At 70.5% G+C, this 11,341-nt stretch carries 13 protein-coding genes; 3 read left to right on the forward strand and 10 right to left on the reverse strand.

The window, feature by feature from the left end; translation table 11 throughout:
- Positions 1–196 precede the first annotated feature (196 nt).
- Positions 197–616: a VOC family protein gene (locus tag VK923_08900; protein HSJ44783.1), complete on the forward strand. Its 420-nt coding sequence runs from the start codon at positions 197–199 to the stop codon at positions 614–616.
- A gap of 124 nt (positions 617–740) precedes the next feature.
- Here the strand turns inward: VK923_08900 and VK923_08905 are convergent, their stop codons facing one another.
- The 5 genes from VK923_08905 to VK923_08925 form a co-directional block, all read right to left on the reverse strand.
- Complete coding sequence (locus tag VK923_08905) at positions 741–2,816, reverse strand: hypothetical protein (protein HSJ44784.1); 2,076 nt, start codon at positions 2,814–2,816, stop codon at positions 741–743.
- 241 nt (positions 2,817–3,057) lie between these two features.
- Positions 3,058–3,822 carry an SDR family oxidoreductase gene (locus tag VK923_08910; GenBank protein ID HSJ44785.1) on the reverse strand — a complete coding sequence of 255 codons (765 nt, stop codon included), beginning with the start codon at positions 3,820–3,822 and terminating at the stop codon, positions 3,058–3,060.
- 135 nt (positions 3,823–3,957) lie between these two features.
- A complete protein-coding gene (locus tag VK923_08915; GenBank protein HSJ44786.1) occupies positions 3,958–4,314 on the reverse strand; it encodes a hypothetical protein in 357 nt (118 codons plus the stop codon).
- Between the two features lie 442 nt (positions 4,315–4,756).
- A complete protein-coding gene (locus VK923_08920; GenBank protein HSJ44787.1) occupies positions 4,757–4,969 on the reverse strand; it encodes a ribbon-helix-helix domain-containing protein in 213 nt (70 codons plus the stop codon).
- Between the two features lie 248 nt (positions 4,970–5,217).
- Positions 5,218–5,694: a TfoX/Sxy family protein gene (locus VK923_08925; GenBank protein HSJ44788.1), complete on the reverse strand. Its 477-nt coding sequence runs from the start codon at positions 5,692–5,694 to the stop codon at positions 5,218–5,220.
- A 71-nt stretch (positions 5,695–5,765) separates the two neighbouring features.
- Between VK923_08925 and VK923_08930 the strand changes: the two genes are divergently transcribed.
- Both VK923_08930 and VK923_08935 read left to right on the forward strand, forming a co-directional pair.
- On the forward strand, positions 5,766–6,200 hold the full coding sequence (locus tag VK923_08930) for an MmcQ/YjbR family DNA-binding protein (GenBank protein ID HSJ44789.1): 435 nt from the start codon (positions 5,766–5,768) through the stop codon (positions 6,198–6,200).
- Between the two features lie 201 nt (positions 6,201–6,401).
- A complete protein-coding gene (locus VK923_08935; protein ID HSJ44790.1) occupies positions 6,402–6,587 on the forward strand; it encodes a hypothetical protein in 186 nt (61 codons plus the stop codon).
- 232 nt (positions 6,588–6,819) lie between these two features.
- Here the strand turns inward: VK923_08935 and VK923_08940 are convergent, their stop codons facing one another.
- From VK923_08940 to VK923_08960, 5 genes are all read right to left on the reverse strand, one after another.
- The gene (locus VK923_08940; GenBank protein ID HSJ44791.1) at positions 6,820–7,950 is read right to left on the reverse strand and encodes an FAD-binding oxidoreductase; all 1,131 of its coding nucleotides are present in this window, start codon (positions 7,948–7,950) and stop codon (positions 6,820–6,822) included.
- 267 nt (positions 7,951–8,217) lie between these two features.
- Complete coding sequence (locus tag VK923_08945) at positions 8,218–8,802, reverse strand: MBL fold metallo-hydrolase (GenBank protein ID HSJ44792.1); 585 nt, start codon at positions 8,800–8,802, stop codon at positions 8,218–8,220.
- A 441-nt stretch (positions 8,803–9,243) separates the two neighbouring features.
- On the reverse strand, positions 9,244–10,131 hold the full coding sequence (locus VK923_08950) for a choline/ethanolamine kinase family protein (GenBank protein HSJ44793.1): 888 nt from the start codon (positions 10,129–10,131) through the stop codon (positions 9,244–9,246).
- Positions 10,132–10,181: 50 nt separating this feature from the next.
- Positions 10,182–11,021 carry a class I SAM-dependent methyltransferase gene (locus tag VK923_08955; protein ID HSJ44794.1) on the reverse strand — a complete coding sequence of 280 codons (840 nt, stop codon included), beginning with the start codon at positions 11,019–11,021 and terminating at the stop codon, positions 10,182–10,184.
- Between the two features lie 90 nt (positions 11,022–11,111).
- Positions 11,112–11,341 (reverse strand): hypothetical protein (locus tag VK923_08960; GenBank protein ID HSJ44795.1); only part of this gene is annotated, 230 nt, incomplete at its 5' end.

An 11,341-nucleotide genomic window follows, 5' to 3' on the forward strand; every position in this document is an offset into this window, starting at 1 on the left:
CGCCATCATCGACCAGCTGTGGCGCGTCGACGACCCCTCCACCGCCCAGGTGCTCGAGGCGCTGGCCGACACGACCGACCGCAAGATCGCCAAAGCGGCGCGCAAGGCCCTGTTCAAACACCGCAGCGCCGCGCCGAACCATGCGGGATGATCCCAGGGCGCGACGGACGCGCACCCGCGCGAGACAGGAGACGCAATGGACTACAGGCTCGAGCTGGTCCTGCTGCCCGTGACCGATGTCGACCGGGCCAAGGCCTTCTACGACGCCATCGGATTCAACCTCGACGTCGACCATCAACCGGACGAGGAGTTCCGGGTCGTGCAGTTCACGCCACCCGGCTCGGCGTGTTCGGTGTCGTTCGGCATCGGCATCACGGCTGCGGAACCGGGTTCGGTGCAGGGCCTGCATCTGGTCGTGCGCGACATCGCGGCCGCCCACGCCGAGCTGACCGAACGCGGCGCCGACGTCAGCGCGATACGACACATGACACCGGAGGGATGGAAGCCCGGCCCCGACCCGGAGCACGCTCGTTTCAACTCGTTCGCTGACTTCGCCGACCCCGACGGCAACACCTGGATCCTCCAGGAGGTCGACTACGAGCCGGCCACGGCGTAGACACCGCTCACCGAGGCCGCCCTCATCCCTGACTGGTGCAGGAACGCCCGAATCCCGGGTGCGACAGCCGATGGACGTCGACCGTGTACTGGCAGGTGCGTCACATGAATGCACGCCTGGCGTGTCAGCGGGGGCTCAGGACCTCGCCTGGCGCGTCGGCGACGTCGGTGTGGCCACCTCCCAGGTGGTGGCGCAGCTGATCGACCCACGCGCGCAGCTCGACCTCGCCGCTGTAGTCCGAATGCAGGGCCAGGGCCGAGAACGCCTCACGGATGGGGTCGGGGCCGCCCGGCACGCCGTCGGCTAACGGCAGCTCGTCGATCACCGGCTGGAGCGCCGGGTCGTCGAGCATCCGGTCCACCGTGGCCAGCTCGGTCCCGGTGAACAGCGCCTTGCCGACGTAGTCGGTCGCCCGGAAGAAGTTGCGCCACGCCATGTCCGACGAGATCTCGCCGTCGCACAGCTGCCCGTACAGGTCAAAGGTCAGCGGCAGATGGAAGTAGGCGGGGAAGAACCGCTGGTACAACTGCGCGACCGGCGAGCCGTACGTCACGAGCGCGACGCGCCCAGCCGCCGTCGACTCGATCCCCATCAGCTGAGCGAGCGCCGCGACGGCCAGCACCGTCCCCTGGCTGTGGGCCGACAGGATGACGTAGCGGTCCCTGCCGAGGTGGTGGCACAACCGCTCCTGCAGCTCGGGCACGGCCCGCTCGGAGTAGGGGCGGATGGCCCACGGGTGGGTCCGGCGGGGCCAGAACGTCAGCACGTCCCAGATCATGCCCACCTGGCGCCGCACCCCGGTGCGCCGACCCTCCCGCCACAGGAACACCAGGATCGTCGACATGGAGACAAGGATGATGGTGCCGCCCAGCGCCGCGACCTCGTTGCCCCACGGCACGCTTCCCGTGACGCCGGTGATCGCGACGACCGCCGCCGCCAGGAAGCACAACGCCGGAATCGACAGCACCAGGTCGATGTTGCGCAGCACCTCCGACAGCGACCGCGCCCATGCAACCCGGTTCAGCATCGCCGCGCTCACCTGCCGGCGGCCGTCGTCATCGGCGCGTTGCGTCGCGGCCGTGAGCAGCTCCGCCCGGATCTGTGCCTTCCTGCGCGCGTGCACCACGAGGCGCCACACCACGACCAGGGAGAAGACGATCGCCGCGACGCCGAAGGCGACGTCGAGGTCGCGGTTCGCGCTCTCCGGTGCGGCGATGCGGGCACGCAGCAGCCGCTCGATGCCGCTGAAGCCTCCGACCGCGAGCGCCACCGCGAACGCGACCGCCACGGCCTGGGCGCAGACGCGGAACCCGCTGCGCCTGGTCATGACGTAGCGGTCGGGAGCGCGACGCTTCGCCCGCTCGAACACCACGCGCTCGACCACCGTGAGCACCGCCAGCACCACGAGCCCTACGACGACGGCCCGGAGCAGCCACGCCACCACAACGTCGTAGCCGAGCGTACCCAGGCCGGCCGCCACGCCGGTGGCCATCTGCACGACGGCGCGCACACACGGCGCCAGCAGCACGGCCGCCGCGACGAGCGTGTGCGTGAGCAGCATCGTGCGCGCGGACGACCCGTGCATCCAGAACGACGGTGCGGCAAGGTCGCGTTCGCCCGCGAACAGCGCCCGTGGGTCGTCGGTCGGCGCCTCGCGGAGCTCCTCGGTGGCGTCAACGACACCCGGCGGTGGCTGTCGGTCTTCGAAGCCGCCCTGCACGTGGCGGGCGACGAGGAACACGATCCCGAGCGCCACGACGGCGGCCACGGCGGCCAACCCGGCGGTCGAGTAGCCCCACCGTCCACCGAGCCGCCACTCGATGAGCAGCAGGTCGATCACCAACACGCCGCTCCACGCCGCGTACACCGCGGTCAACAGGTAGCCCAGTGCCATCAGCACCCAACGCACGGCCCACCAGGAGCGGGTCGGCGTCGTGCGCTCGTCCAGGGGCTGGTGCATCCACCCGGCGACGTTGAGCAGGGTGAACGGCAGCAGGACGATCCACAGCGGTTGCAGCAGCGGAGCGGATGTCAGACGCCCCCACCAGTAGCCCTCCACCGAGCGCTGCGACCGGCGTGCCCAGAACCCCGTGGGGCCCTCCCCCGCTACCCGGACGGTCTCTCGTTCCTCGACCCCCAGCAGCGACTCGGGCGAGCCGCCTCCGACCCCGTGCACGCGCAGTTCGACGACCTCGGGCATCGCACACCTCCACGACGCGACGCACCCACCGTGGCGTTCGCCGCGACCTCAGCTAACACGATCCGAGCGCCGACGTCTGCAGGTGATACGTGGTTCTGTCACCCGAAGCCGGCCGCCCAAGTCGTTCGTGGAACCAGGCCCCACGAAGAATCCCGCGGGACCGGGCGGTCAGCACACCGGCGCGGGTGCCGTCACCCAGCCGGTCCGAAGGCACCGTCGCCTTGGTGTCGCGCAGCGCCCGTCACAGCAGCGCCCGTGACAGCCCGCCGTCGACGGCGATGACGGCGCCAGTGATGTAGCTCGCCTGGTCGCTGGCCAGGAACGCCGCGATCGCGCCGAAGTCGGTCGGGTCGCCCAGGCGGCCCAGCGGGATGTCAGCGAGGACCGCGTCGCGCGCGGCGTCGTCGCCGAGCACCTCCTCGAGGCGGTCCGTCGCGTGGTAGCCGGGCGCGAGCAGGTTGACGGTGATCCCGGCGTCGCCCAGGTCGGCGACGAGGGACTTGGCGTAGCCGGCGACGCCGGCGCGGGCGGTGTTCGACAACGCCAGTGTGGGGATCGGCTGCTTGACCGAGACCGATGTGACGAAGATCACCCGCCCCCAACCAGCCGCACGCAGATGCGGCAGCGCCGCCCGTGTGATGACGATCTGCGACATGAGGTTGAGCTCGACCGCGTCACGGTACGCGTCGACGTCGAAGGCCGTCGCACCCCCACCTGGTGGACCGCCGGCGTTGGGCACCACGATCTCGAGCCGGCCGAATGCCTCGGCGGTGGTGTCGATCCACGCCGTGACCGCATCGCCGTCGCGCACGTCGACCGGGGTGGCGCTGACCCGGCCGTCACCTAAGGCGTCGAGCTCGGCCGCCGCCGCCCCGAGCCGCTCACGATCGCGGGCACAGATCGCGACGTCGGCGCCTTCGGCGGCGAGGTTGCGGGCGATCGCCAGTCCCAGACCGCTGCTGGCGCCGGCGACCGCAGCCACGCGACCGCGCAGTCCCAGATCCATGCCGTTCCCCTGTCGACGCGCCCGTCGGCCGCGATGCGGCGTGTGGCGGGTGGTGGTGCCCGCACCCTACCCGGTCGTTGAGCGCCTGCGCGCACCGCGCCGCGCTGAAGGATGCCGGCGCGATCGTGTCACTGATCAGCCGTCGGCTCGCACCTTGTCGAGGCGGTCGAGAAGATCGTCGGCGGCCGCCTCGACGTCGTCGTGGTCGTTCTGGGCGGCGCGCTGCTTGGCGGCGATCAGACCGCTGCGGTGTAGGCGATCGAAGTCGCCGTAGATGAAGCCGTAGCGCTCCTTGGTCTGCTGCCCTGCGTCGGTGTCGATGGCGAGGTACCACTGCCCGAAGCCGTCGTAGCCGTGCCGTTCGAGCTGTGCGTTCCCGGCGTCGGCGTCCGGCGCCGCGTCACTCCACTCGCTGTCCAGCACGTACTGCCCCGCGTCGATCAGCTCGCGGGCCTTGGTGACGCCCGCGTCGTTGACCCGGTAGCTCGGCATGATGGCTCCTCCAGTCGTGGTCCACCATGAGTCTCACCGACGTCGCACGGGACATGCCATGGTCCCGAACCGCGTGCCGTTCGGCTCGTGCAAGACGCTGTGCAGCGAGGCGCCGCGCCGCTGTCTCTGCCACCGGCTCAGCAGTCGGCCAGCGCTCGAAGTGCCTCACAGATCGCGGCGCGGGGCGATGCCACAGCCCCAACGCGATCGGTGAGGAAGGATCGCCGAATGGGCTGGAGGTTGTCGAACGTCGCCGCACACGGCTGATCGAGCCCGTCACGAGCGCCGAGTGGAACTTCGGTCGGTATGTCTCGCACCGTCCGGGTCACGGGAGCAACGATGAGCCACCGCAACACCGGTACGGCCTCAGAACGGGTCACGATGAGAACCGGCCGACGCTTGTCCTCGGCCTCGGCCCACCAGATCTCACCTTGTGCGGGCGTCACCATGGCTCATCGGCGATCATGTCGCGCGTGGCCTCGTCACCCCAGCTGTATTCGTCGTCGGTCTGGGGTCGTGTCTGATACGCCTCGACGATCTCGGCAGCAACCTGAGCTCGTCGGTAGCGATCCACGATCGCCCGCAGCCCTGCTCGGACTGCGTCCGACCGCGAATCGAAGACGCCTTGCGCGACCAGGGAGTCAATCGCTGCCACGAGTCGATCGTCGACACGAGTCACAAGCTGTTGCATAGCGGAAAGCATAGCAGAACACATCACACGAGGGCGGTCGGGAGCGCAGCGTGAGCCTTACTCGGACTCGCTCACCGATGAGACTCGCTCACCCGATGAGCGCAGAGGTGGCGGCGTCGTCCGGCGAGACGCGGCTCGACGGTCGAAACGCAGCCGTCATCGCGTGACATGTCACGACCCGTCAGGGCGAGCGCCGTGGTGACGGTGGTGGCCTATCGCTTCGACTTCGGCTTCTTCGGTGGAAGCGCGGCGACGTGGTCCAGCGCGCACTTCACCCACGGCGCCGCATGTGCGGGATCGGACGCCCACGCCAACGGGATCGTGACATAGCCGCCCATGGGCCGCTCCACCGGGCCGAACGGTCCCGCGCCCTCGACGGACAGCAACTCATCACGCGCGTGCTCGGGCAGCTTCACGCCGATGTCCGCGCCGAACAGACCCATGAACATGTTGCCGTTCACGAACGCGCCCAGATTCCCGAACATCGGCCTGGTCTCGACCCGCGGGTCGTCCGGGACCAGGTCGAGAAAGCGCGCCTTGTCGGCCTCGGTCGGCTTCGGCATCTGCATCAGGCGCCCTCCTCGTCGCTGCCAGCGCCAGGGCAGCACATGATCGCGCACCGGGCGGCGACAGCGCTCCCTGAAATCGCCCACGGGTGTCCAGGACTCACCCTCAGCCTTCAGCCGCACGCGGCGCCTCCGGACGGCCGCTGGACTCCGATCTGACCGTACGCTGGTCACGCACGCACATCGGAGTCACAGTGCACCTCGGAGCGGCGGCGCCGGCGACCGTTGAGGACGTCCACAACGCCGCGCGCGCCATGCCCCAAGTCACCGTCGAACGCGCCGGAGGCGACAACCCCGTCTACCAGGTCGGGAGCAAGTCCTTCGTGTACTTCCGAACGCCGCGACCCGACGCCGTCGATCCCGGGACCGGCGAACGCTACGACGACGTCATCATCATCTGGGTCTCCTCCGAGCACGACAAGCATGCACTCGTCGACGATCCCGACTCGCCATTCTTCACCACCCGCCACTTCGACGGGCATCCCTCCGTGCTCGTCCGGGCCGGCCGCCTCGGCGAGATCGACCGCGACGAGATCGTCGAGCTGGTCCAGGAGGCGTGGCTGTCAAGAGCGTCCCGGCGTCGCGCCAACGCCTGGCTGGCCGACCAAGGCCTACCACTGATCGAATGACGCCCACCCGAGCGCTCGATCGTCGCATCGCGAACGTCGCGGGCGAGGTCCACCGAACCACGTCAGTTTGAGTGACTGCTTGGGCAGTGCTGTCGTACCCCATGCCCGGGTGAAGTCTGGTGGCAACTCGCCCTCGATGTGGGCACGCAGTGCCAGCTGCGCGAACAGTCCGAGGGGCGTGATGCGCGCACGACCGACGTCGTGCATGTCACCGTCCCACTCCGCGACACCGAACTCCACGCACAGGCCGACGACCAGACCGACGACGGCGTTCTGCACCTTCCATGGGAGGCGGACGCCCCGCGTGAGCCGTCCGGCCTCACGGCCGATGGTCTCGGCGACGTCGGCGAGGTCGACCTCGCCGGCGTGCCAGCAGCTGCACGATGAGGAACGGCACGCTCACCCACGGACCGGACAGACGAGGGTCGCAATCGAGGTCGGCGATTTCGGTGAATGCAACGAGGCTCTCACCCAGGGGTTGCCGGCTGCGGGACATGACGGCTCCTTCCAAGCATCGGGTCCCCGCAGCTTCACGAAGATCGCCTGACAGCGCCGCCCGCACACGTCAGGGGCTGTGGACGAACGGGGCTGCGCTGATCCTCGGATTCACCACAGCGCGTCACCGACGAGGCGCCGGTGCGCTGCCGAGCCCTGCGTCCGGGTGCAGGTCGTCGTACGGCTCGCCGTCGACGATTGCGTCGGCCACCGCCGTCCCGATCCACGGCGCCAGCTTGAACAGGTTGTGCCCGGCGACGATGTGGACGTTGCCCTCCTGCCACACCGCGAGTCCGTCGTCGCCCCACGGCAACCTGGTGATCCAGCAGGCGCGGGACCCGACAGGCTGCGGCTCGAGGCCCGGCAGCGCTCGGCGGACGTAGTCGCAGGTCTCCTGCCGTGCCCGTGCGAACGCGTCGGCATCCGCGACACCCCCATCGTCGGTGACCGCGATCGGCCTGCTCAGCCCGACCGCGTAGGCGCGGCCGCCGGGCTGCCGGCTGCCGTACGCGCTGACGTGGCTGAACCGTCCGCTGGCGTCCTGCAGGCAGGCCGACTTCGCTACCAGACCGTCACGGACGCCGAACGCGAACCGGATGTGCGCCTCGAGCGCCACCGGCAGCGTGCACCCGAGGCCGCGGGCGAGCTGCGCGATGTCGCGACCCGCGCAGATGACGGCGTGGTCGAACGGGGCGGTGGAGCCACCGGCGACGACCTCGACCACGCCCGTCGACCGCGGCACGACGGCGTACACCTCGTCGGCGACCAGGTGGTCACGCAGCACCCGGGTCAGCGACCCGATCGCCGCGCGGGTACGGATCGTGCCCGCGGTGTGGTCCACCAGCGCCGGACCGTCGTAGCCGGCCGACATCGGCAGGAAGCGCGGAACCTCGGCGCCATCGATGAGTCTGGCCGCCACCCCACCGACCGCGGTCAGGGCCTCGAAGCGTCGCTGCACCGCGGGACCCACCGCGACCGCGCCGTCGGACGACACGAGCTGGGTGCCGAACCGCTGCTCCCAGGCCCGCCAGATGACCAGGCTGCGCTGCGCGAGCTGCACCAGCCGCGGGTCGTCGTGGGCGTGGCGGAAGATGCGCGAGCTCCCACCGGACTGCCCGCTGCCCGGACTGCCGCGCTCGAAGACGGTGACCGTCACACCGCGGTCCACTAGCGCCGCGGCGGTGGACAGACCGACGATGCCCGCGCCGACGACCGCCACGCTCGTGGCTTTCGGAGCGATGGTCGGCGGTGTCATGCCGACGCGGTCGGATGGTCGTGGCGACACGTGAGATCCAACCGCCCGCTCATGACCACGACGGTACCGCTCGGCATGACCGCTTCCTCCGAGCATCGTGTTCTCGCGCAGCTTCAGGAGGCCACGCGGGCGCACGTCGGTCGGGCCCTCGCAATCGGGCATGGTCGACAGCACACGCGTGAGTGATCCGCCCGGTCGTCCAGCGCGTCCGCGAGCTGGCGCGAGGCGCCACGTACCGGTCGCCGGACGCCCGTGCGCGTTGCGTCATCAGACGAGGCTCGGTGGCACGAAGCAGGCGTTGATCAGGCGGTTGACCTTGTCGATGTGGACCTGCCCGTCCCGCAGGGTCAGATTGCGGTGGCCGGGCAGGAGCGCATCCACGGCAAGGCCGGTCAGTCGGCGCACGCTCGCCAGCAGCGCCTGCAGGTCGCAGTCCCAGGTCGCCAGCAGCGACACCTTGCCACCCCAGAAGATCAGATCGCCCGAGAGCAACGCTGTCGAGGCTCCATCGTCGACGACGTACGCCAGGTGACCCGCCGCATGCCCGGGCGTCTCGAGGACCCGCACGACACAGTCGCCGAGGTCGAAGACCTGTCGGTCGGTGAGCGCATCCGCGACGGGACACGGCTCGACGCGGAAGCCCTGCGGGTAGAACTCGGCGCGGCGTCCGAGATCGAGGCTCATCGCCGCCTCATCGCGGCGCTCCACCCAGTCGGCAACCTGCTCCGAGGCGTGCACACGCAGGTGCGGGAGCTGGCGACGCAGCTTCGCCGCACCGCCACAGTGGTCGGCGTGCGCGTGGGTCAACAGCAGGCGCGGTACGCGCCTCGGCTCGACCCCGGTCTGGGCGATGACGCATGGAACCGTCGGTCCCGCGACCGCAGCCGGCGTCGATCAGCACCGCTTCGCGGTCGCCGACGACCAGGAACGCGTGCGCGTCATAGGCGTCGGTCAGGTACAGGCCGCTCGATCCGCTGCCACCAGATGGATGCGTTCAGTCAGACGCATACGTGCTCCGCTGTTCCGCCGCGTGTCGTTGGCAACGACGTGCTGGTCCCGCCCCGGACGGTAGCGGGTGGACGACTGCGCGCACTTCCACGGCACGACAGGTGCGTCGCCGCCCCGTTCAGCAGTCGGCCACCGCTCGACGTGCCTCCATCAGACAGGCGGCGTTGTCACCATCGAAGACGAGGTGACTCCTGCTGTGATCCCTCGTCGAGGGCGAGCGGCCCGCACCGGTCAGATACGGTGCGCCGATGCTGAGAAGTCCACCGCTGAACGCGGGGACGACGCTCACAGGTGGACCCGGTCCGCGAGGGTCACGACGTCGTCGAGCGCGCGGCGCGCGCGGCGCAGCCGCTGTCCCGCGTACGCCGACAGATCAACGCAGTCGTTGCCTCCGTTGTGCTGGACGCGCGCCCACAGGCCCCAGACGACGTCGGTCACGGGACGCCACAGCGCCAGACGCGCCCGCAGCAGTGGCGGCGGCGGCCCGCCGGACCAGGCGTACAGCAGGCGCTCGGTCTCGTCGGGATCCAGGTCGGCCTCCACGGCGAAGTGGGCGAGATCCCACGCCGCATCGCCGATCCCCGAATACTCCCAGTCGACCAGCACGAGGCGATCGCCGGCGTCGACGATGTTCGACGGCCACGGGTCGTTGTGGCACGGGACGACTGCCGCGGTCCGTCCCAGGACGGCACATACGCGCTGCGCACGTCGCAGCAGCGCGATGTCATCGCCGTTCAGGCGATCACCGGCTCTGGCCAGCCGCCGGCGGTACCGCTCGAGCACCGTGCCGACCACGAACCGGCCGCGAAACCGGCTGGCGTCGAGCGCGTGCAGCCGTGCGAGCACTCGGGCCACCTGCTCGATCATCGTGCCGCGCCGCACGGTCGCGCGAGTCAGCGCCGCGCCGTCGACGTACTGCGTGACCAGCAGCTGGCGGGCGGGGTCCGCGTACACGAGGTTCGGGCCCAGGCCCTCCGCGGCGGCGGCCTTCGTGTTCGCCAGCTCGACCACGCGGTCGACCACTGGATCGTCACCCCCCGCCGGGATGCGGACGACGACCCGGCGGTCGTCGACGCGTACAAGGCAGGTGGTGTTGCTCATGCCGTCCAGGCGGGTCACGTCGATGACGTCCGAAGCGGCCAGGGCCGGGACGCTCCGCACCGCGTCGATCACCGCTGCCCATCGCGCCCGAAGGTCCGAGGGAGCTGTGGGGATCCTCCCGCTCACGAGCGTTCGTGGCGGGCCGCGACGAAGGTGATCTGACCGACGTCCGGGCGTCGGGCGTCGCGCCGGGCGACGTCGTCGGCGAGCTCCCCGCGCTCGTCGAGCGCAGCCAACTCCGTCTGGGCCGCGGCCAGCTCGTCGGGCTCGACGAGCGCCCACGTCGAGTCCCCGGACCGCCAGTCGTCGCGCAGGGGACCGCGGACGTCGAAGTACGCGTCACCCTGGATCACGCCGTCGACGGGAACGAACCGGCCGAGCAGGCTCAACCCCCGGTTGATCATAAAGCCCTCGAGCACCGCCAGCGGGGCGCAGCGCCGGCGCACCGCCGTGGCCGCACGAGGGATCACCGAGTAGTACCAGTAGCCGTCGCGCAGCTGCACTTGGCTGCAGGTGTTGACGACCAGCGTGCCGCCAGGGCGGAGCACCCGGGCGAACTCGCCTACGACCCGCCTGTGACGCTCCCACCCGACGTCGGCGTCGTCGCCCAGGTGGTGCAGCACCTGGTTGACCATCACCGCGTCGACCGACGCGTCGTCGAACGGCAGCGCGTCGACCGAGCCCTTCGAGAACCTGATCCGCCCCGCATCACGTGCCTCAGACAACTTGGTGCCGGCGACCTCGAGCATGGCGTCGCTGGCGTCGAGCGCCTCGATGCGTGCGACGTGCGGCAGCACTGCCGCCGCGTAGTTGCCGGTGCCGCACCCGGCGTCGAGCAGCACCACATCGGCCAGGGCTGTGGCGCCGCTCGCGAGGCAGCCGAGCACGATCTCAGCGCCCAGCGCCCAGCGTGTGGTGTCGTAGTGCAACGACGTCGACGTGTAGTCCTCGTACGTGCTCACCGCGGCCCTCCCATCGACCGTCCCCGGACGGCCGCATCCCAGGCACATCACTGACAGTCGCCGGGGCCCGGATCGAGGCCACGCGCGAGGTCACCGGCGGACGACGAAACGGCCGCCCGCGTCGCTGTCATCTTCGCGCAATCTGGCGTTCACGCAACCGGGTGGCTTCACGCAGGGGTCATCGACCCCGACGACGAGGCGCCGGCGGGCCGGCGGGCGAGTTCCCGTCAGCGCCGGCTCGTCGCCGACGCGGACGGCGACGATGGCGTGCTCAGGACGCGTCGGTGTGCGCATGCAGGTCGCCGCGGTACCAGCCAGGG

Source organism: Euzebyales bacterium (genome assembly GCA_035461305.1).
In the GTDB taxonomy this organism is placed as follows: Bacteria; Actinomycetota; Nitriliruptoria; order Euzebyales; family JAHELV01; genus JAHELV01.

Bases quoted from the DNA above. Each gene is read 5' to 3' on its own strand.
- VK923_08900 (HSJ44783.1), top strand. From the start codon at position 197: ATGGACTACAGGCTCGAGCTGGTCCTGCTGCCCGTGACCGATGTCGAC.
- VK923_08915 (HSJ44786.1), bottom strand. From the start codon at position 4,314: ATGCCGAGCTACCGGGTCAACGACGCGGGCGTCACCAAGGCCCGCGAG.
- VK923_08910 (HSJ44785.1), bottom strand. From the start codon at position 3,822: ATGGATCTGGGACTGCGCGGTCGCGTGGCTGCGGTCGCCGGCGCCAGC.
- VK923_08940 (HSJ44791.1), bottom strand. From the start codon at position 7,950: ATGACACCGCCGACCATCGCTCCGAAAGCCACGAGCGTGGCGGTCGTC.
- VK923_08905 (HSJ44784.1), bottom strand. From the start codon at position 2,816: ATGCCCGAGGTCGTCGAACTGCGCGTGCACGGGGTCGGAGGCGGCTCG.